Below are 21,361 nucleotides of genomic sequence, written 5' to 3' on the forward strand. Positions count from 1 at the left end.
AAGCACCTGAAGCAGCTGATAAAGCAGCATCTAGCGCGGCGGAAAAAGCCACTGACGCTGTTAATAAGGCTGTTGATGCTGTTAAAGAAGCGCCTGAAGCAGCCGATAAAGCAGCATCTAGCGCGGTGGAAAAAGCCACTGACGCTGTTGATAAGGCTGTTGATGCTGTTAAAGAAGCTCCTGAAGCAGCCGATAAAGCAGCATCTAGCGCGGTGGAAAAAGCCACTGCCGCTGTTAATAAGGCTGTCGATGCTGTAAAAGAAGCTCCTGAAGCAGCTGATAAAGCAGCATCTAGCGCGGCGGAAAAAGCCACTGACGCTGTTAATAAGGCTGTCGCTGCTGTCAAAGAAGCACCTGAAGCAGCTGATAAAGCAGCATCTAGCGCGGTGGAAAAAGCCACTGACGCTGTTAATAAGGCAATTGATGCTGTAAAAGAAGCTCCTGAAGCAACCGATAAAGCAGCATCTAGCGCGATGGAAAAAGCCACTAGTGTTGCGGAGCACCAAGGGATTATTTTAGAGAATCAACAGGCTTTATTTAAAGATTATGATTTAGATAAGCTTTTGCATAAGATACGAATGGTGCTTGAGCATAACAGTCTAAAAAATGTTAACAAGCAGTTTCACGAGCTTTTTGATACAGAAGCCTCTTCTGTTTATTCTTGTTCTTTTGAAAAGTCTGCTGTAGATGAAAAATCTCAGACTGTAAAAGAAGAGATAGAGCAGGACCATAGTACAGGTGATCAGACAAAGGTTGCTGCTGTGGAAGCTAAGGTGGAGAGCCATGATCATGAAAACAGTCAACCTTTTAACAAAGCGCATGAAGTAAGTGCTCCAATTGAAGCACATCAGAGTGACAATCTTTCTTCTTCTAAAGCTTTGTATAAGGAAGGGTATGATTTTATTCGTTCTGCTAACTATGTTGATGCTGAAAAAAGCTTTTGCGCTTTTCAAAATCGTTACAAAAAAGATTCTTTGAGTGATGATGCTTTATTTTGGTTGGCCGAATCTTTGTTGGGGCAAAAACGCTATCATGAAGCAGCACAAGTTTATCTTACCGCATGGTATGCAGATAAAAAGAAGCTCTATACCTCTGAGATTTTGCTGAAATTAGCAAGAAGTATGGTCGCTCTTGAGCCAAATAAAGACGATTGTGCTCATTTTGTGAAAAAATCAAAACGTCAACAAACATTAGCATCTGTTTTTTGTAAACCTGCAAAATAAACAGCGAGGTCGTTTTCGGTGTGCGTTAGACTGGCAAGAAATCTCTTTAAAACATCGGATTTTATTCAATGTCAGAAGTTGATTCTTGCCGTCTCAGGGGGAAGCGATTCTTTGGCTTTGATGTTTTTGGTCAAAGAGCATTTGGAAACTCTCGCATTTCCTCCAGAAATGATTGTTGTCACGGTTGATCATCAATTGCGTAAAGAATCGATGCGTGAAGCAGAAACTGTTGCGAAAATTTGTCGTGTCCATGATATTCAACATATCACTGTGCGATGGGAAGGCGAAAAGCCAAAGACGCATATTGCTTCCAGCGCGCGTGTTGCACGCTATGATCTCTTGGTTAAAGAAGCACAAAAACAAGGCGCATCACTTATTATGACGGGGCATACACTCAATGATCAGGTTGAGACCTATCATATGCGGTATCAACGTCTCCAAAAGAATAGAGGTGCTTTATATAGTGAAGCTGTTGCTATGCGCGATGAGGTTTATGCCAGTGGTTTTGCTGGTGCTTTGCGCGGTGAAGCCGAGGGTATACGTGATGAGGATCATACCAGAAAAACGAGAAAAAATATTGCCGAAAAAAACTATGGTCCCCTTTATGAGCGCGGTTTATCCTGTATTCCGCGTGAGGCGTTGTTGCATAGAAAAGTGCGTTTGATTCGGCCACTCCTTGGTGTAAAACGCCAAACATTACGGAATTATTTACGCTTACAAGGACAAACATGGATTGATGATCCAACCAATGAAGATCGCAATTTTGAACGTGTGCGCGTGCGTCAATCTCTTTCTCCACAAAAATTGGCTTATATTGCTCAAAAAATAAATGAAGCCGCATTGCAGCGTCGTCAACAAGCCAAAAATATTGCTGATTTGATCTTAGCGCTGGATATTACTGTCCAACATGGGCGTTGTTTCATAGCAAAGCCTGCGCTGTTTTTACAGAAACATTCCAGTTTTCCTTTCGTGGTGGGGCTCTTTGCTGTGCTGATGGGAGGGGGATTTTATTTGCTCCCCAATCAGAAATTAAGCATGCTTGTTCAAAAACTCTGTCTCGATTCTCCAGAAAAGAAGCGTTTTACTTATGCGGGTTCTGTTATTGAATATAACAAGCACGGAATTTCTTTGTGGCGTGAAGGGCGAAATATGAAAGAGGCTATCGTTGAGCCAGATAAAACTTTTATATGGGATGGGCGCTATCATATCACAAATCATGGATATGAGGCTATAAAGGTTGGAGCCGCAAATTTAGAACAGCTGAAATTTTTATTAAAAAATAGCGATTTTGAGCTTGAAAAGCCTCATTTTCCCTCTTTACAATCGCTGCTGATGATCTCAAATCATAAAGGGTATGATATTCCAGAGTTGATTTCTCAAGCAGTTATTCATAAACATGTTATCGTCAAGCGGATTATGGCACCTTTCGATTGGCTTTCCTCACGAGAAGATGCTGCCTTGGTGAATGTTGTGGAACCTTTTTTTAATATTGAGGTGAAAAGATAAAGGAAAATTACTCTAAAAGAAAATAAACAGCTTCTCATCCCTTGGCAAGGGGCTGACAAGGTTATATGTTAAGGGGAACTGTTTGAAATCTATATTTGATTAAGTGGGCTGAATATGAATTCCAATTACCGCTCTCTCCTTATTTGGGGAGTTATTGCCTTGATTTTGATTGTGTCGTTTTCTCTCTTTAATGGAGATAGCCAACGTTCTGGTGGTGGAGAAGTCTCCTATTCTGAATTTTTGCAAAAAGTTGAGAATAATGAGTTGAAATCTGTGACCATTCAAGGTCAAAAATTAACAGGGAAAACCATTGAACATAGAGCTATTTCAACCTATGCTCCTCGCGATCCAGGTTTGATACAAAAGTTGGAAAGCAAAAACGTCAATGTTAAAGCTATTCCTGAAAGCTCTGGAAATAGCATTTTCCTCAATCTCCTCTTTTCCTTATTACCTGTTATTATTATCGTGGGGGCGTGGGTCTTTTTTATGCGGCAAATGCAAAATGGATCACGTGGTGCAATGGGATTTGGGAAATCGAAAGCAAGATTGCTTAATGAAGCGCAAGGACGTATTACCTTTAAAGATGTTGCTGGCGTTGAAGAAGCAAAGCAAGATCTTCAAGAAATTGTTGAATTTTTACGCGAACCACAAAAATTTCAACGCTTAGGGGGGCGTATCCCACGCGGTGTTTTGCTTGTTGGTCCTCCAGGAACCGGTAAAACTTTGCTAGCACGTTCTGTGGCAGGTGAAGCCAATGTGCCATTCTTTACCATTTCAGGGTCTGATTTTGTTGAAATGTTTGTTGGTGTTGGGGCAAGCCGTGTGCGCGATATGTTCGAACAGGCTAAAAAAAATGCACCTTGTATTATCTTTATCGATGAAATTGATGCTGTAGGGCGCCATCGGGGGGCTGGTCTTGGCGGTGGAAACGATGAACGTGAACAGACCTTAAACCAGTTGCTTGTCGAAATGGATGGGTTTGAGCCCAATGAAAGTATTATTCTTATTGCCGCAACAAACCGTCCTGATGTCCTTGATCCTGCTTTATTGAGACCAGGGCGTTTTGATCGGCAAGTTGTTGTGCCAAACCCTGATGTTTCTGGGCGTGAGCAAATCTTGAAAGTGCATGTGCGCAACGTGCCTTTAGCGCCTAACGTTGATTTGAAAATTTTGGCAAGGGGAACACCAGGATTTTCCGGTGCGGACCTGATGAATCTGGTCAATGAAGCTGCTCTTATGGCTGCGAGCCGTAATAAAAGAGTTGTCACGATGCAAGAATTCGAAGATGCCAAAGATAAGGTGATGATGGGGGCTGAACGTCGTTCAACCGCTATGACACAAGAGGAAAAAGAACTCACTGCTTATCACGAAGCAGGACATGCTATTGTGGCTCTTAATGTGCCGGTTGCTGATCCTGTCCACAAAGCAACAATCGTTCCAAGGGGAAGAGCATTGGGAATGGTGATGCAATTGCCTGAAGGCGATCGCTATTCTATGAGTTATCGGTGGATGATTTCTCGTTTGGCTATTATGATGGGTGGACGTGTGGCTGAAGAATTAAAGTTTGGAAAGGAAAATATCACCTCCGGTGCTTCTTCTGATATTGAGCAAGCAACGAAATTAGCACGTGCAATGATCACACGGTGGGGATTTTCTGATCTGCTTGGAAATGTAGCTTATGGCGATAACCAAGATGAAGTCTTTTTGGGTCATTCTGTTGCGCGAACACAAAATGTCTCTGAAGAAACAGCACGCATGATTGATATGGAAGTGCGTAAGCTTATTGATGATGCCTATAAAAATGCGACAAACATTTTGAAAACAAAAAGAAAAGAATGGTTTGCTTTGGCACAAGGTTTGTTGGAATATGAGACTTTAACGGGAGCTGAAATTAACGAAGTTATTGCAGGAAAGCCTCCTTCACGCACACAGAAAGATGAGGGTGCTGCGCCACGGGGGTCTTCTGTTCCAAAAACTGGAAAAATGAAGACAGAGACAACAGTGGTGGATGAAAAAAACGCTGAAGCAGTCTCTAAAACAGCGCCTCATAAAGTAGAGACCGATAAAGGCGAGGCAGACAAAGCAGAGGCAGCTGTTGGGAAAAAAACAGCAAAATCCAGTAATGTTGCGCTTAAGGAGGCTCAGTCTAAAGAAGTGCAATCGGATGAGACTGAGAAAAAAGCACAAAGCACAAAAGGTACTACAAAATCAGTCAACCGCTCTAAAAGTAATGCTGAAAAGAAGTCCAATACTGCGGGAGATGATAAAGAAAAATAAGAATTATTTAATACCGCTTGAGTGACGATGTTTTAGGAAAACTTCTAATTTTTTTGAGAAAGGCGCAAGTTTTGTTTGCGCCTTTCTTGTAATATTTGCAAAAATATGGAAGCAAAAAATTAAGCAAAGCCGTTGTATTATGACGGCTTTAGCATGCTACAAGGCGAGGTGGACTGTTGCTTTTCTAATGTGGTAGGGTTGTGAGGTTAGGCGATAGATTTCCTTGCTGATTTTGTAGGGTATGAGGTTTGGTGCTGGGTTTCTTTACGGATTTAGCAAGTGTGTGAGATTATCCGTTGGTTGTATTAAAGGGGTGTATAGAGCATTTTGAGGAGATAATATTGCTTTTATGTGGAAGGGTGTAAACATAATTGCTTGAGAGTGGTTTAGATGTGTAGATGGTGAATAGGGGGCTTGATTGTTTAAATGCATGAAGGTTTAGATCAATGATCTGATTTTATACGGGGAGCGGGGGGACTATTGTACCAAGGGGGCTTGTTAGGGGTTTAAGGAAAAGCCAAGGGAAGAATTATATATTAAAGGAAAGAGGCATGGTGCAAAAATATTTTGGTACAGATGGAATTCGGGGGAAAGCCAATTCATTTCCTATGACACCCGATTTTGCCATGAAGGTGGGGATGGCTGTAGGGGTTTTATTTCGCTCACAACATCAATCTCATCGTGTGGTGATTGGCAAGGATACACGATTATCTGGTTATATGTTGGAAAACGCTTTGGTTTCAGGATTGACTGCTGCGGGGATGGAAGCTTTTTTATTGGGTCCAGTGCCAACCCCTGCTGTTGCAATGCTTTGCCGCTCTTTGCGAGCGGATCTTGGGGTGATGATTTCTGCTTCTCATAATCCGTTCTATGATAATGGAATTAAACTTTTTGGTCCTGATGGTTTTAAACTTTCAGATGATATGGAAGCCAAAATTGAACAATTGATCGATACAGATCTTTCAAAATCTTTAGCAAGTTCTGCCGAAATTGGTTATGCAAAACGGGTTGAGGGGGATATTTATCGTTATATTGAATATGCCAAACGAACTTTGCCGCGTGATGTTCGCTTAGATACTGTGCGTATTGTTGTGGATTGTGCCAATGGGGCTGCTTATAAAGCGGCTCCCCGTGCTTTATGGGAATTGGGGGCTGAGGTTTTTGCTATTCATGATGAACCCAATGGGACCAATATTAATCAAAAATGTGGATCAACCGATTTAAGCTCTTTAAAACGAAAAGTGCATGAAGTGCGTGCTGATGTGGGGATTGCTCTTGATGGAGATGGAGATCGTGTTCTCATTGTTGATGAAAAAGCACAAACGGTTGATGGAGATCAGTTGATTGCTGTAATTGCTGAAAATTGGCATAAAATGGGACGATTACGGTGTAATGGTGTTGTCACAACGATTATGTCAAATCTTGGACTGGAACGTTTCTTGAATAGCAAAGGGTTGCACCTTGTAAGGACAAAAGTTGGAGATCGTTATGTTGTCGATGCCATGCGCCAAAAGGGATATAATGTTGGTGGTGAGGCTTCTGGCCATATCGTGCTCAGTGATTTTGGCACAACGGGTGATGGCTTGGTGGCTGCATTGCAGATTTTAGCCTGTATGAAGGAAAGTCAAAGCCCTATGAGCCAATTGTGTAAACGGTTTGAACCTGTACCGCAAATTTTAAAAAATGTAACGATTAAAAATAAAAATGTCTTGAAAAAAAATCCCGTCAAAGCGGCCATTGATCAAGCAGAGAAGCGGTTGGGAAAAGAGGCACGGCTGGTGATCCGCGCTTCTGGAACTGAACCGGTTATCCGCCTTATGGCTGAAGGCGATGCACGAGAAGTATTGGACACTGTCGTGACAGAGTTGATGGATGTTATTATTCATCATGATGTACGCATGGGGACTGCACTTGAGGAATCTTGATTTTTTTGAGAAAATTATCAGATCATCTTTGAATAAAGGTCTGATTTTAATGCGGGATTTTGGCAATTACAAAAGGTATGATTATTAACTTTGTTAGTGATGTAATAACGGTAATGGATACTCTATCTACGAACAAATTAAATAAAAAAGGGAAAAGTCTAATTCTAATAACTACAATGCGTATAGAGTTCTCTATAGTTCGTAAGATATGAAAAATATGCCTTTTTTTGATTTTCCTTTTTCTTTTACTTATTCGTAAACCGGTTATTAGTTTAACAGAGTTTGTAGGGGGAGTTTATTAGTGTTATTCATTCTTTTTACTGGACATACAGCGGGTGCAGCGCCCCATGAACATCAAACAGCAATGGTCATTGTGGTTATATCATCTTGATGTTTCTAAGTGCCGCTGCCAATTGGAGATATGATACGCTCCTATTACGTTTAGCTCCTCCTAATTATGAACTTATACTTTTCCAATAATTAGTAGAATAATGAGAAAGAGATGAGAATAAGCAATTTTTTCACGACAGTTCTAATGTTTATAAAGTAAAAAAAGCCGTGTGATGTAAAAATAATGAACATTTTTTGGATCTTGGAGGGGGACACTCTATATTCATTTATGATTTTAGGATTTAAACATAAAAGGATTGAAGCCTTCTATAATACTGGTACGACTGAAGGGATTAGAACCGCCCATGCTCAAAAATTAAAGCGTATTCTAAGTGCTCTTGAAGGAGATGTATCGCCAAAAGATTTTGAGTTATCCGTCCTTTTGATTACATCTGCTAAAAGGTGATTTCAAGGATTATTAGTCAATTACTGTAAATGGAAATTGTCGCGTAATATTTCGCTTTGATAGCATAGATGTCGAAATGGTTGATTATCTGGATTATCATCAAAAAGCAGATCTAAACAATGATGAAGAATCCTTCACATCTCGGTGAATTATTGTGAGAAGATGTGATCAAAGAGCTTGGTTTATCCGTTAATGAAGCAGCAGAGTAGCTTGGTATATCTCGTGTAGCACTTTCTAGAGTTTTAAATGGAAAAGCCGCTATGAGTGCTAATCTTGCTATTAGGCTTGAAATGTCTGGTGTAAGCACAGCACGTGCTTGGCTTGCTATGCAAACAAATTATGATCTATCAAAAGCAATTTTTTAACAACAGTCTCATGATCAAGATTGCATAAAAGAGTTTCAAATGGCAGTTAAGTTTTTGCAACAGAGACGTATACAAGAGCTAAATCATGCGTATGAGCGTACAAGGTCAAAAGATGTAACGCGGATAAGACAAGGAATAAAATCTTATTTTCATAACTCGATTAAGCCATACGGTAAAAGAGAGGTAATCAAAGGAGGTGTTTAATATGGGTGTGACAAAAGATGTTGTACGTGCCTGCATAGATAGGGCGTTAAAAAAAATCCGGTGAGATATTAGCAAGTTTAGGACTTACGGTGTCTGATTTCATCCGTATTGCTTTGACAAAAGTTGTTCATGAAAAAGGATTGCCGTTTGATATGTCTATTTCTAATGCGAAAACGCTTAAAACTTTCGAGAAAAGTGACAAGGGTTAAGAGAAGTGACAAGGGTAAAGAGATATAGCTGAAGATAGGTAAGATTTGTTTTGTCATTTGGATATTTGATATTTCTGATCATTCACTTCAAATTAGCTTTTCATTTACATCATTATCGTTATGGGTGTTTCCGTATATTGAATGATGTATGCAAACCGTGATTGAAATGGCAGCTTATTGAATTTCTGTGAAAGAAGAAGGCATATCGCCTGAATAATTATTTGATATTGTTTCTTTTATTGCTACTCATTCAGATGCTGGTGGTCTTATGCAAGGGTTGAGAGAAAGCCAAGGAAAGTTAGGTTTAAAAGCATAAGAGTAAAAGTGGGGGATATAAAGTTATACCCTTTTTTGGTGGTTAAAATATTCCGGTGTTGATCGAAGATATTTACAGTCAATCATCTTGAGGTAATTTGACAAAATCAGAGAGGAATGCGTTGAAGAAAATTTTTATATTGCGCCTTGATGAATATCGAAAAGAATAATAATGGATAAGGCACATAAAGCAGGATCTCGTATATTACAAGGTGCTCGTGAAGCTCTTGTCTGAAGCTAAAGGTGAAGCGGATACTAAATTTGGTATCTATATTCCTGCAAATGTTGATGTCAAAAAAAATCAGAAAAAATATAGGGTTATAGATATCATTTTCGGCACGTTTTGGTTTTCCTGTGGGGCGCATTCGTGATTGGGAATGGGGATGATATTTTTACTTCTTTTTACTTGTTGTTTTCGATTATTGACACTGAACTTGAAGCTATGGTGGTAATTTAGCACGCGATGATATCCGCGGCTTATAATCGTGTTTTTAAGAAAGCTCTATTGGTATAGTTTTTGCTTATAAAAAAGGGTGTGAGGGGTAGCGTTTTTTTAAAAAGCATCACGGCGTTTGAAGGGGTCGTAATAGATTTCTGTTACACGAAATTTGCCTTCGAGGCGTTTACATTGGATGATGACATCTATCATCGAGATTAATAAGCCGCGGATATCATCGCGTGCTAAATTACCACCACCGTCACTTTCTTTGACTAAAAGGGTCATTTGTTCAAAGGCTGCAAGGGCTGTTGAGGCATGGACGGTGGTAATGGAGCCGGGGTGACCAGAATTGACATTACGGATGTAGTAAAAGGCTGTACCATCACGCAGCTCTTGTAGAAGGATTCTGTCGGGGCGCATGCGTAATCCTGATTCAAGCAGTTCTTTTGCACCTGCTTTTGCTAAGCCTTGGTTATCTTTTGAATAAAAGAGCTGCACTTTGTTGGCGTGCGGAACGACAAGTTCTGGCGTGTCTTCAATGGTGAGAATTCGTTCATAGTCAGGGATTTTTGCAATCAAAGCTTTGGAGAGGGTTGTTTTACCAGAACCGGTTTTGCCCGATATTAAGATATTTTGTTGTGTAATAACGGCTCTTTCTAAAAAGGTGCAAAAGTCTTTGGCCAGAAACAAATCTGTTAGTTTTTTGTCTGTATCAGAGAGTTCGGATAACCGTTCTGTCATTTGTTGCGTGGGTGTGAAACTGGTGTTTTGGGCAACAGAAAAAAGATTGTTTTCATGTAAACTTTCAAGAGAAAAAGTGCGTGATGAAGGTTTACGAATGGTCATGCTAATGGTATTGGCTGCAACTGCTGGAGGCATAACAATTTGTATGCGTTCGTTGTTTGGCAGTGTTGCGGAGAGAACGGGGTTTTCTACACTGATTTTTTGTGTTGTGTAGGCAGCAACAACTTTTGCAATCCCTTCTAGTTCGCCGTAGGTTAGTTCTTTTAAGATGTGGGTTTGCCAACCATTGGGACCCTCAACGATTACTTCGCCAGGGCGATTGATAACAATTTCAAATAAATTCTCATCATTGAGGAAGTCATCTAAGATCTTTAATTTTGTTAAGACGATGGAGGCGCGTTCTGCATTTTTTGCTGAGGGCATAATGTGACTTTATTGGCTTAATGAAAAAAGGAATAGCTGGGAGTAGAGCGGTTTCTTTTGCTCTTTACGACTAGTTTATAGACAGAGGAAAAATCGAGATCTTTTGCTACGAAAATGTTGACCAGTTCGCCTTGAAATTTTTCTAAGGTAGGAGGGATGTTGATTTGATTTTCAAGAGCAATACTGGCGGCATCTTTTCCAGTGTTGTTTGCGCCTTCAAAACCGCCGCCTCCAGAGTTGTTTGAACCTTCTTTATTGGAATTGCCTACTATTTTATTTGTTAAAACTGTTGTGGCACCATCAATAACGGTGAGTAAAAGGGAAGAGCCAAAGCGTTCCCACCAATGGGTGTTGATGTTGCCATCAAAACCGGCTCTGCCTAAACTGTCGGTTGCGGGTGAGGCAAGGTCGATGATGACACCGGTTGGGGTTTTTGCTCTTGTCCAGAGTACAAAGAGGCGAGATTGACCTTGTTTTATCCCTCCGCGGTATTCGCCAATCACTTGGGTTCCTTTATCAAGCAAAACAACGCGCCCATTGTCAGAGAGGATATCACGGTTGATGATGCAGCTTGCAAAGCCTGGTTGCTCACTGTTTAATGCGGTTTCTAAGATACAGGGAATAGAGGTTCCCATGGCGATGATAAAGTTTCTATTGCCGATGAGTTTTGCTTTTGCTTTTGCTTCTTCTGTTTTGGTAGGTTTTAAGAGGGTTGCAAAATTTTGTGTGTCTTGAAGGGCAGGAGAATTTTGCGCATTCGCGAGATTTTCAAGGGCATGGAATTTTTCAAAGGGGTTGAGAGTCGTGTTGACGATGTCTTTTAATTGAGATTTAGAGCCTTTGGCAAAAGCGAGAACAGGGGCACGTCTTGCGGCATCAAGTAGTGGGTCATCTTTTTTGGGTTCTTGTGCGAGTGGTTGTGGGGGTGGTAAGGTTATTGGCGCTATGTTTGCACGCGGGTCAGAGGGCGCGAGCTCTAAAGGGGCGAGGGAATTGTGAAAGCTTTTTTCTTGTTTTTTATGAGCTTTTGCGGTGTCTTTTTGTTCTGTGGGGGAGGATAAGATGTTCCAGAGCACATAGCCGCAGATTCCTATACAAGCTATTGCGACAACTATTTTTTTGCCAGCGCTTTTGGCGCTATTGTTTTTGCCATCCCCAATAGATCCGCGATCTTCGATGATTGATTTATCACTCATGTGTTGTCCCCTTCAATTCCCGCTTATTTAAAGATCTGATGCAATTTTACGTTCAACAGATGGTGAGGTTGTTCCGGTATTTGGATTTGTGCCTTTTGGTTGATAGGCTTCGTTAAAGACGCATAGGACGTTTTTTCCCTGTCTTAGGGTGAAGCGTGCGCTAATGGCATGGACAATCACCATGTTGCCTCTTGTGGTTTTGGGAACCAGCGATTCTGTACCGTCATTGCTGACAATGTAAATGGCAGGGATTTCTTGGTTGTCTGGAAATGTAAATGTTGTTGTTTTGCCATTGTCATAAACAGAGGAGGGTTCAAGAGTGATAGAGCCTTGAGCGGTGTAAGCCCAATTGCGAGGTCCGTAGGTTTCAGAAGCGTTGAAGACATTATCGATACGCTGGGCTTGTTGTTTTTCTTGTCGCATAAGGGCTGCGAGTCTTCTTTGTTCTGCTTCTTCTTGTGGGTAGCGAAATTTCACAAGGAAATATGTTTCTTGTCCAGATGAAATTTCCCCATCTTTGACCATGAGTTCAAATTGATAGGAGCGCTTTGAGCCATCAAGCTTTGTGGTGACGACTTGGAGATTGGTAATGGGTTGGACTTCCCGCGCTTTGAGGAAAAGAATATTGCCAGCGGGGGCGACTTCCCATGCAACGCTGTTGCCAATTGCCACATGGGCAATTTCTTCATTGGGAGAAAATTCTATTTGTACCGATGAGCGTATGGAGCCAATAATTTTTGTGACATTATAGGCATCATAGTTGATAAAGCGAATGCGGCTATCGCTTGGCGCACGGGTGGGAAAAATACTGGCATGGCTAGGCGTTAAAGAAAGGGTAATAGCGATGTTAAGAATGAGAAAAAGAATTTTTTTTGTCATGATCAGTTGACCACTTCCGGATCGGTTCTATATTCACTAACAATAAACCCTAGAGGATTTATCAAACGGTTTTGGACAGAGATAGGGGCATTGATATATTCAAAGGTAAGTGTTGCAACCCAGTGGGTGATGAATTCTTTGTTGGTTTCATTGTCATGAATGGTTCTGTAGTAACGCACTTGGGCAACATCGTCATTGATAAAGGAGATTGATTTTATTGTTATTGTAACGGCGGCGTGTTTATAGAGAATTTGAGGACTTTGGGGATTTCTTGCTCCATACCAGCTGGCAAATCTTTCCTGTTCTTCAGAAGAAGAGAGGAGAGAGACGGTTTGGAAGTTGTGTTGTGTTTCTTCTGTGGTGAAGCCTTCACGGGAGCGGACATATTTTGCAGCAAAGTAGCGTGTGATTGCTTCGTCGACATTGGTGGGACCTTCTTTTAAGGCTTCCACAACTTCGGTGATGCCGGTTGAATTGTCTACACGGATCACAAAAGGTTCCACGGTTTTAAGGGGTGTGAGGGTGATGACCGCGAGAGAAGACAGTATTGCAACCGCAACCGCGATGCCGGCAATGGCAAGCGAGACGCGGGTGGTGCGGCGTGAGGCGAGCATGCGATCTTGATCGAACGAGCGCGCTTCAGCAATGTATTGTTCTATGTCTTTTTCTTTCATGCTTTTTGCCCGCAATTTTTGTAAGATTTGATTTCTTCATCCGTTAATTTTTGTGCCAGAAGCATTTCCAGCTTACCTTCTACGGGTGAAGGGGTGTTGTTACTGATGATAATGGGCGTGGGCGTGGGTTTTTTCCCTTCCCAATTCCACATCGATCTGTTGAGTGGACGTTTAGAATATCCATCACACTTTGGGAGTGACTTCAGTGTGTTTGGTGAAGACACACAGCCACTGAGAAAGAGAAATGGTAAGATAATCCCAATTTTTTTAAATTTCCGCATTTGAACTTAGGCCTTTGCTAATTGTGCTATTAGTGATGCTAATTTTTTTGCACCGTTCGTTATCGTTTTAGCTCCTCCTGAGCCTGTAAGGGAGGCTCCCCCAGAGGCTAAAGCGGAAGCAATGCCAGGTAAATTGAAGAAAAGAAAAATACCACCAACGCCAACCACGAAGAATTCGCCGTAGGCTAACACGAAATCTTTAATGTTTTTTGTAAAGACACTCATTGCAAGTTCGATATACATACTACCAAGCAAGATGACTAATACCTGTAAAATGATGAAGTTTGCAACTTGTCCTAACCATGCCTCTGTAAAACGCCTTGTTGATGAAAACATATAGAGGCTTATGAAGAGCGGTCCTACTGATATGACAAGAAACAAACCAAGTTTAGCAAACAGTGTGACGATAAAACCAATTAGGCAAAAAATAATAGCAATTGTGTAACAGAGCGAAGCATAAATCCATGAAACAAGATACGCCCCCAGTGCAAGCCATGATGAAGATTTTGTTGAATCTAAAATATGTGAAATAGCTTTATTTATCAGATCATCCCATATATTTTTATCTGAGTGTATTGTACCTTGTGTGGCATGTGCAATGGCATTCGGCAGAGCCTCAAAAAATATATTACCGACCCACTCATTATAAAGAGCAGCATTAGTGGCGAGTGAAACAATGATGCCAAGTTTGAAAGCTGTCGTTATAAATTCCCATAAGGGCATAGAAGAACGCCCTGAGATGATATTGTACCCTATAAATATAATGTAGATTGTACAAGATGCTTTAAGCGGAGTACTTAAACCTGTTGAGAGATGTTCAACGGAATCATTCATTATTTTCATTATAGGTTTCGTTAACATATTTTCTACCATGGTAAAGTAAGCTACTTCTTCGAATGTCATTGCACGTCCATTCTATCTAATTTTTGCAAATATGATTATTTCTGATTCAATTATTATCTTGGTTTTGTTTAGCGCGCTCTTCTGCTTCTCTTTCGGCTTGTTCTTTTGCTTTTTCTTCAGCCTTTCTTTTTTCCATTTCAGCTTTTAGTTTTTTTATTTCAGCTTGCCTTGCTTGATGTTGAGCTTCCATTGCGGCGTCAAATCTTTCCATCGCTTTACGGTTTTCTTCTTCGCGTTCACGCGCTCTTTCTTCAGCTTTTGCTTCATATTCCTTTTCAAGTTCAAGTTGTGCTAATCTTAAGTTTTCACAATTTTTTGCAGTTCCTGCGAATCCACATTTAGCATTCCACTCTTCCATCAATTTTTTATCTTTTTTAAATTCTGCTACGCTATAGGTTTTTTCGCATCCAGCTGTGATGAGCCCTGTGCAAAGTAGCAATGTTGTTATGAGAACTTTATTCATAGATATTTCCCCTTCTTTCTTTCAGTTTTTGAGGTTTGAGCACAATCTTTAAATTATGCTTGTGTTATCGGTTTTTATAACCAGTGATGATAAATCTAGGACACAGACATAATGTTGCCATAAATGTTTTTACTGATTTAGTTATTGCCTTTGTCTTGTTCTTTTGTTTTTTGCTTATTTTTATTTCCGTAAAGACTATTATAAAACTCACGAAAGTCTTTTCGCATATTTTCATGTAGTACTATTCGTACGTTTTGGCAGTTTATCGAATCTCCTGCTCCGTCACATCTAGCTGCCCATTCTTGGCGTAATTTTTCATCTTTTCTAAAATCTTCTACGCTATAGGTTTTTTCACATCCAGCGGTGATGAGCCCTGTGCAAAGTAGCAATGTTGTTATGAGAACTTTATTCATAGATATTTCCCCTTCTTTCTTTCAGTTTTTTATGTTTGAGCACAATCTTTAAATTCTGCTTGTGTTATCGGTTTTTATAACCAGTGATGATAAATCTAGAGCAGCGACATAATGTTGCCATAAATATATTATAAAGTGCACAAAGCTCTTTAAGTTGAGCAGCTAAAGCGCAATAGCGATGTGTAATGGTGCTATCCATTGTCTTTGCAAGGGGATTCATCAACATATTGTCTATCTTAGTGAATATGCCTTTGGTTTCTATTGCCATTTAGATGCTCTGTTATTTATCGTGTCTTAATGGTTATTTTGTTGTTGTTCAGCTTCTCTTTTAGCGCGTTCTCTTGCTTCTCGTTTAGCTCTCATTTTTTCAATCCAAGCGTCTTGTTCAGCTTTCAATTTTTCCATTGATTTGCGATTTTCTTCGTCAATTTTACGACTTCTTTCTGCTGCTTTTGCTTCATACTCTTTCTGAAGTTCTAAAAATGCTAACCGCATGTTTTCACAATTTTTTGAAGTTCCTGCAAATCCACATTTAGCATCCCACTCTAAGCGTAAATTTTTATCTTTTTTAAATTCTGCGACGCTATGGGTTTTTTCACATCCAGTTGTGATGAGCCCTGTGCAAAGTAGCAATGTTGTTATGAGAACTTTATTCATTATTTATTGTCCTGTTGTTGTTTAGCTTTAGCGCGCTCTTCTGCTTCTCGTTCGGCTCGTTCTTTCGCTTCTTGTTCAGCTCGGAATTTTTCATTCTCAGCTCTCATTTTTTCAATCCTGGCGTCTTGTTCAGCTTTAGCTTTTTCCATTGCTTTACGATAACGTTCGTCATCTTCACGTGCTCTTTCTTCAGCTTTTGCTTCATATTCCTTTTCAAGTTCAAGTTGTGCTAATCTTAGGTTTTCACAATTTTTTGCAGTTCCTGCGAATCCACATTTAGCATTCCACTCTTCCATCAATTTTTTATCTTTTTTAAATTCTGCGACGCTATAGGTTTTTTCACATCCAGCTGTGATGAGCCCTGTGCAAAGTAGCAATGTTGTTATGATGATCTTGTTCATGTTCAAGCCCCTCTTTTTTCTCGTTTATTGACCACCGAGTTTTTTGGCATAATCTGCATATCGCGCTGCAAATTCTTCGTAAGCTCGTTGTTCGGCAGCTTTGTATTCCGCTTGTTGAATCATCGCGGCGGCTTGCATTTGGAGAACTTGTGTTTGGAGTTTTGCTTGTATTGCTGATAATTGTGCTTGAATGCCTTGAATTTTACCCGAATCTTTAGTACTTCCAAGTTCGTCAAGGAGCTTGTTAATGGTTTTTTGTGTTTCACTGGCTTCTTCGTAGACGTCTTGGCCTTTGGCTGCCTGTCCTACCGTGTCCTGTTCGGCTTTTTTCACTTCTTGTGCGTAAAAAGCATCTGCTGCCTCTTTTGATCCAGCACCCCCTGAGGGCTCTTTGTATTTAAGTTCTTCTTGCCATTTTTGCGTGTTTTTGCTGCCGCCGCCGCCGCCACCACCACCGCCACCACTGCCCATTGATTGTTGAAAGTGGTTAAAATCTGAAGGAAGGGCGCCACTGCTCCCTTGCTTGTTAAACATCTCTTTCAATCCCGAAATGTCAGGCTTGACATTTAAGGAGTTATATAATTGTTTCGCTTGATCGAGTTGGCTCTTTAATTGGTCAAGCTGTTGTGCACCTTGTTGAATTTGTTCTTGCAACTTGTTAAGCTGTTGTTGGCCTTGTTGAACTTGTTTAATCATTTGTCCAAAAGCCTTGGGATCAAATACAATACCGCCAAAACCAAATGAATTGGTTGTTAAACCAAAAGAAATTGCGCAAAGAGCTGTTGCCAATAAAAGTTTTTTCATTGCTTTGACCTTTCTTGAAAAATAGGAAGCCATTTTTCTGGAGATTGTCCAACTTCATCCATAATGGTCTCTAGGAGTTCAATATTCTTGGTGGTGCCACTTAAAATGGCTATTTCATCATCAAAGCCGCGTAAATTCAGTTCTGCTACAACTGAACTTTGTCCTTGTTTGATGAGAAAACGCCGTGACTCACGGCTTAATTCTGATTGTATCAGGTTAAATTCTCTGTCCGATAATTTAAAACCTTCTACATAATCCCCATGATTGCCCTTTTGATTGGGAAAATAAATTTGTGTTGGGCATTGCTCTATAATGGTGTGGGCAATGGTCGAATTGATCGCATCTTTGGGAGATTGCGTTGCAAACAACATCAAACCATTTTGTTTACGGATAGTTTTCAGCCTGTCTTGCGCAAAGGCTTTAAAGGAATCATCCTCTAAGGCTTTCCAAAATTCATCAATGACAATGATAATACGACGCCCATCAATCAGAGACAAAATTCTATGAAAAAGATACATCATTAATGGGGGACGAATTTCATTATTGTCTAAAAAATCCGTCATGTCATAACCAATAAATTTTGCATCAATGCCAATGTCGTCATCAGGATTGTCAAAAACCCACCCTAAGGCATTGCCTTTACACCATCTTTCTAAACGACCCGCTATCCCCTCCCTGTGCGTGGTGTCAAAAAACATTTGTAAGGCGGAGATCGTCCGTTGTTCTTTTGGCAACAAGGCAAGTTGGTCAACAGCAGCAGAAATATCTTGTCTTTCTGATTCACTGATCTTTTGATCTTCAGAAGAAACAAGCTTGATAATCCATTGGCGTAAAAAAACTCTATCTGCTGGATTGTTATAGTCTAAGCCTTTTAGCGGTGCTATGCCTGTCGGTCTACCATTCTTCAAGGGCATATAAGTGCCGCCACCCGCTCTGACAAAAAGTTCTGCGCCCCGATCTTTGTCAAAAAAGACCATATTGGGATCATGCTTTTGAAGTTGCGCTAAAAGAAAATTAACAATAACCGTTTTCCCAGAACCAGAGGGACCACAAACAAACGTATTGCCTAAATCACCAAAGTGAAAGTTAAAATAAAACGGTGAACCAGCAGAGGTTTTCATCAAGGCTACCGCTGGTCCCCATACATTGCCATCTATTTTCCCAACCGGAAAAGAATGAAAAGGAGAAAGCGCTGCATAATTGCGGCTTGTTATTGCACCAGAGCGGGTGCGATAAGCATAATTGCCAGGCAATTGTGCCCACCAAGCCGCCGCTAACCCTAAATCTTCCCGCGCAATGACAGCCCCACCATCTGTAAGACGAGAACGCGCTTTGGCAAGATTATCCGCTAACTCTTGCGGCGTATCAGCAAAAACTGCCAATGATAAATGATGCTCCCCTAAAACAAAACGATTGGATTCAAGATCATCAAGCGCATCATCCAGTTCCATAATTTGTGAGCCCGCACGGTCTCCTGCATTGACCATTTGGTTTTGTTTGCGCCCCATAATCTGCTTGGCAATGTTTTTGCTCTTGAAAATAAAAGATTGGGTGAAAATAAACTCAAAGGGAAGGGTGAGCAAACCATCCGCCATGCCTACCCTGGTTTTTGCTGGATATTCTTTCCAACCAAACATGCCCGCAAACCGCTGTGCCGCCTCGGTGCGTATTTCTATGATCTCTTTTCCAAAAATGAGACGGTCTGAATAAACAGTCGAAGCTATCGTCCCCCATGTGAGAGGGATACGTTCACGACGACCTCCCACCAATTGGTGGATAAACTCACTTTGCTGCGAATAAATATTGCCTTCATGTTCATAAAGACTCAATCTTCTTGCACCATAGCGCTCTAAATTTTGAATAAGATCTGTGGTAATATCTTCAAGCTTGCGAATGGACTCTGCATCAACTTCTGTCTTTTCTTGCTTGGCTTTGCCTAAACGTTTGAAAAACTCCACTAATTTATCCGTTTGATCAACGTGTGGATTCCACAAAATAGAAAGATAAAGATCATTGCGATAAAGCTCCTGTGAAATCATCCGGTCGCGATATTTATCATCTAATTGCTTGGCAAATGCCGATCTGAAAGTCCCATCCGGATAAACAGTTTCACGCTTTCTGATAATATGGCTATAAAGCGCTATCCGTTCATCCGCTATGTTTTTAAACAGATTATTGAGCTGTTCGTGAAGCACATTCAGATCAATAATATCCGCTGTCTCAAAGTTAATCCCTTCAAGTTTAATAACGCTCATGAGAGCGCGTGAATCCAGCGCAATGATGTGCTTGTTGACATGGCGCACATAAGGAATGATCGCCTCTGGCTGCTTTTCACGTTTGCGCTCTGTTCTATTCATTATAATTCCTCATAATTACGAATTAATCGTAATGGAGAAATACTTCCCCCACCCCATAGACTCGAATTTCTGGCAAAAATACTTGTCTTTTGCCATGTCAGAAGAATACGAAATTTGTTATGGTCATGCTTTAGGATTTCCTTGAATATGAAATGCAGCATCACACCAAAGGTTAGAAAAAAAATATTGCCTGCCATAATGAACAATATCATCGTTCCTATCCCATTTAATCCCATAGCTTCCACTGTTACGCCTGCAATCATTGCAGGGCGCGTGCAAGCAAGAAATAACGTATCTTCTGTTAGCTTGTCGTGCTCTTTCATGGCTTTGAAAGGCAACGTTTAATGGGAAAACATTGATACAATTTGCGTTGCACCCATAACAATGCCGATGCCAACACAAACGAAAAAAGCTTTACGCATTTCAACATAACCAGCAATCCATGCAAGCCCAATACCAGCAACCGCAATGGTTGCAATTGATGTTGCAATTTTTCCTGTTAAAGCTTCAATGATTTTATCAAGAGCAGTTTCAATTTTTCCGAAGCCGCCATCAGCAAATGCTGGTTCACTCAGTGCCATGAAGGCAATAAACAGCATCAATGCTGCTGTTAACCATTTCTTTTGGGTGTTGGATAGAATAGTTTTTTGTAAGGTATGTTCATTAATGAACGAATTATTCATGTTTTTCATGAAAATTCCCCCGCTTTATGTTTAAGTTGATCACAAAATTAATATTCAAAATATTAATCGGGAATCATATAAATGAAAAAAATAAATTTTTCTATCGATAAATTAATAATATTTAATCTTTTATTATTTAATGAACAATAAAATACAGCAATATTCAAAATGATACTTTTAAAATATCTTCGATCAGCGCCTAAATATATTATCTTAATTTGTATTATTATTTTAGGATACTTTTATTTAAGTCAACATAATGAACAACTTACTCAAACTTCTTTTTTAAAAGGATCAGAAAAGACAATTGGAAACCCCGTTCAAAATCCGAAGTCACAATTGATAGATTATGCAAACCAACAAGACGTAAACCAACAAAATGTGGTATTGCATCCAGAACCACTCGCATCACAATTTTATGAAGAAAATGTGCCGGTCTATTCCGGTGCTATACAGGTTACAAGTGGTGTGACCTTTAAAATGATTACGCTTGTAGATGATGGGTGGAGAAAAAAGATCATCCGTGATATCCGCTTATATGGTGTGGAAAGCTGTGAAATGAGGCAATTTGCCTCACGCAACGGAGTTAAGTGGCCTTGCGGCGCTTTTGTTACGGCGTGGCTTGTCTCAAAAACAATTGATAAAAAGGTTACTTGTCGGCAAGCACGTGTCGTTCAACAGGTTCATTATGCACAATGTTTTGTAGATGGGGTTGATCTGGCGCGTTTGGGGCTTGCAGAAGGGTTGATGGTGTTGACAAAAGATCAGCATCATTTTCCATCCCCAGCAGACTATAAAAACTTACAATCTGCTGCTCAAAAAGCACAAAACGGTTTATGGTCGAGCCAATTTCAACAACCAGAAGATTGGCGAAGAGATCATGGAAGCTATAATCCCATTGACCATAATTGATAAAGCGTTCTCTCAAGCGCTATTTAAAAATCAAGACAATATTCTACTGCAAATCTTATCAGAAAAAAGTTAATTATAATCCACACAGTCCTTGGTGGACAACGCTCGTTATGGAAAATTGTTGTGTTTAAAGCTCGCTTACGCATATAGGTTGCTCACTACAGCGCTATGGGAGAGCGCGTTTCCTTCCCCTAAACAAAATAGTCATTGTAACAAACATGAGTGTTCAGAAAAATCTGAACACATGCAAACTACTGATGTGACCTATGGTCATGAAAAAAGGTTTATGAAAAAATAGAGAAAAGGTAAAAC

The 21,361-nt window shown here is 40.4% G+C and carries 21 protein-coding genes and 2 pseudogenes; 8 read left to right on the plus strand and 15 right to left on the minus strand.

The features are described from left to right. From ACFILD_RS03315 to ACFILD_RS03345, 7 genes and pseudogenes are all read left to right on the plus strand, one after another. Positions 1-1,223: pseudogene (locus tag ACFILD_RS03315) on the plus strand (tol-pal system protein); the annotation flags it as partial. An 18-nt stretch (positions 1,224-1,241) separates the two neighbouring features. Next, complete coding sequence (gene tilS / locus ACFILD_RS03320) at positions 1,242-2,729, plus strand: tRNA lysidine(34) synthetase TilS (RefSeq protein ID WP_375660650.1); 1,488 nt, start codon at positions 1,242-1,244, stop codon at positions 2,727-2,729. 114 nt (positions 2,730-2,843) lie between these two features. Beyond that, positions 2,844-5,006 (plus strand): ATP-dependent zinc metalloprotease FtsH, encoded by a 2,163-nt coding sequence (ftsH, locus tag ACFILD_RS03325; protein ID WP_375637580.1) that lies wholly within the window; start codon positions 2,844-2,846, stop codon positions 5,004-5,006. 551 nt (positions 5,007-5,557) lie between these two features. After that, positions 5,558-6,931, plus strand: coding sequence for a phosphoglucosamine mutase (glmM, locus tag ACFILD_RS03330; protein ID WP_375613213.1), 1,374 nt, complete (start codon positions 5,558-5,560; stop codon positions 6,929-6,931). Between the two features lie 574 nt (positions 6,932-7,505). Beyond that, positions 7,506-7,727, plus strand: a complete 222-nt coding sequence (locus ACFILD_RS03335; RefSeq protein WP_375630940.1) for a hypothetical protein — start codon at positions 7,506-7,508, stop codon at positions 7,725-7,727. Positions 7,728-7,891: 164 nt separating this feature from the next. After that, positions 7,892-8,092 (plus strand): annotated as a pseudogene (locus tag ACFILD_RS03340) (HigA family addiction module antitoxin). A gap of 293 nt (positions 8,093-8,385) precedes the next feature. Continuing rightward, positions 8,386-8,505: a type II toxin-antitoxin system RelB/DinJ family antitoxin gene (locus tag ACFILD_RS03345; protein WP_375630941.1), complete on the plus strand. Its 120-nt coding sequence runs from the start codon at positions 8,386-8,388 to the stop codon at positions 8,503-8,505. Positions 8,506-9,373: 868 nt separating this feature from the next. Here the strand turns inward: ACFILD_RS03345 and virB11 are convergent. From virB11 to ACFILD_RS03420, 15 genes are all read right to left on the minus strand, one after another. Further along, positions 9,374-10,426 (minus strand): P-type DNA transfer ATPase VirB11, encoded by a 1,053-nt coding sequence (gene virB11, locus ACFILD_RS03350; RefSeq protein WP_375663436.1) that lies wholly within the window; start codon positions 10,424-10,426, stop codon positions 9,374-9,376. A gap of 17 nt (positions 10,427-10,443) precedes the next feature. Then, a complete protein-coding gene (gene virB10 / locus ACFILD_RS03355; RefSeq protein ID WP_375630943.1) occupies positions 10,444-11,622 on the minus strand; it encodes a type IV secretion system protein VirB10 in 1,179 nt (392 codons plus the stop codon). Between the two features lie 27 nt (positions 11,623-11,649). Then, entirely contained in the window at positions 11,650-12,501 is an 852-nt protein-coding gene (gene virB9, locus ACFILD_RS03360; protein ID WP_375630944.1) for a P-type conjugative transfer protein VirB9, read from the minus strand. Positions 12,502-12,503: 2 nt separating this feature from the next. After that, on the minus strand, positions 12,504-13,175 hold the full coding sequence (locus tag ACFILD_RS03365; RefSeq protein WP_375630945.1) for a virB8 family protein: 672 nt from the start codon (positions 13,173-13,175) through the stop codon (positions 12,504-12,506). Continuing rightward, on the minus strand, positions 13,172-13,456 hold the full coding sequence (locus tag ACFILD_RS03370; RefSeq protein WP_375664764.1) for a type IV secretion protein VblB7: 285 nt from the start codon (positions 13,454-13,456) through the stop codon (positions 13,172-13,174). The genes ACFILD_RS03365 and ACFILD_RS03370 overlap by 4 nt, the downstream gene beginning before the upstream one ends. Positions 13,457-13,462: 6 nt before the next feature. Beyond that, entirely contained in the window at positions 13,463-14,359 is an 897-nt protein-coding gene (locus tag ACFILD_RS03375; RefSeq protein ID WP_375664765.1) for a type IV secretion system protein, read from the minus strand. 46 nt (positions 14,360-14,405) lie between these two features. Then, positions 14,406-14,822, minus strand: a complete 417-nt coding sequence (locus ACFILD_RS03380) for an EexN family lipoprotein (protein ID WP_375664766.1) — start codon at positions 14,820-14,822, stop codon at positions 14,406-14,408. A 137-nt stretch (positions 14,823-14,959) separates the two neighbouring features. Further along, positions 14,960-15,235 (minus strand): EexN family lipoprotein, encoded by a 276-nt coding sequence (locus tag ACFILD_RS03385; RefSeq protein ID WP_375664767.1) that lies wholly within the window; start codon positions 15,233-15,235, stop codon positions 14,960-14,962. Between the two features lie 64 nt (positions 15,236-15,299). Then, on the minus strand, positions 15,300-15,503 hold the full coding sequence (locus ACFILD_RS03390; protein WP_375664768.1) for a hypothetical protein: 204 nt from the start codon (positions 15,501-15,503) through the stop codon (positions 15,300-15,302). A 26-nt stretch (positions 15,504-15,529) separates the two neighbouring features. Further along, the gene (locus ACFILD_RS03395) at positions 15,530-15,892 is read right to left on the minus strand and encodes an EexN family lipoprotein (RefSeq protein WP_375664769.1); all 363 of its coding nucleotides are present in this window, start codon (positions 15,890-15,892) and stop codon (positions 15,530-15,532) included. Then, the gene (locus ACFILD_RS03400) at positions 15,892-16,293 is read right to left on the minus strand and encodes an EexN family lipoprotein (RefSeq protein WP_375664770.1); all 402 of its coding nucleotides are present in this window, start codon (positions 16,291-16,293) and stop codon (positions 15,892-15,894) included. Before ACFILD_RS03400 ends, ACFILD_RS03395 begins: the two co-directional genes overlap by 1 nt. A gap of 24 nt (positions 16,294-16,317) precedes the next feature. Continuing rightward, the gene (locus ACFILD_RS03405) at positions 16,318-17,097 is read right to left on the minus strand and encodes a type IV secretion system protein (protein ID WP_375664771.1); all 780 of its coding nucleotides are present in this window, start codon (positions 17,095-17,097) and stop codon (positions 16,318-16,320) included. After that, positions 17,094-19,454 carry a VirB4 family type IV secretion/conjugal transfer ATPase gene (locus ACFILD_RS03410; RefSeq protein ID WP_375664772.1) on the minus strand — a complete coding sequence of 787 codons (2,361 nt, stop codon included), beginning with the start codon at positions 19,452-19,454 and terminating at the stop codon, positions 17,094-17,096. Before ACFILD_RS03410 ends, ACFILD_RS03405 begins: the two co-directional genes overlap by 4 nt. Continuing rightward, the gene (locus ACFILD_RS03415) at positions 19,454-19,777 is read right to left on the minus strand and encodes a type IV secretion system protein VirB3 (RefSeq protein WP_375628050.1); all 324 of its coding nucleotides are present in this window, start codon (positions 19,775-19,777) and stop codon (positions 19,454-19,456) included. The genes ACFILD_RS03410 and ACFILD_RS03415 overlap by 1 nt, the downstream gene beginning before the upstream one ends. 18 nt (positions 19,778-19,795) lie before the next feature. Further along, complete coding sequence (locus ACFILD_RS03420) at positions 19,796-20,146, minus strand: TrbC/VirB2 family protein (protein WP_375613238.1); 351 nt, start codon at positions 20,144-20,146, stop codon at positions 19,796-19,798. A gap of 159 nt (positions 20,147-20,305) precedes the next feature. Here ACFILD_RS03420 and ACFILD_RS03425 point away from each other — a divergent pair, with 159 nt between their 5' ends. Next, positions 20,306-21,049, plus strand: a complete 744-nt coding sequence (locus tag ACFILD_RS03425) for a nuclease (RefSeq protein ID WP_375630954.1) — start codon at positions 20,306-20,308, stop codon at positions 21,047-21,049. The last annotated feature ends 312 nt before the right edge of the window (positions 21,050-21,361 follow it).

This window comes from Bartonella sp. CL162QHHD (genome assembly GCF_042195435.1).
In the GTDB taxonomy this organism is placed as follows: domain Bacteria; phylum Pseudomonadota; class Alphaproteobacteria; order Rhizobiales; family Rhizobiaceae; genus Bartonella.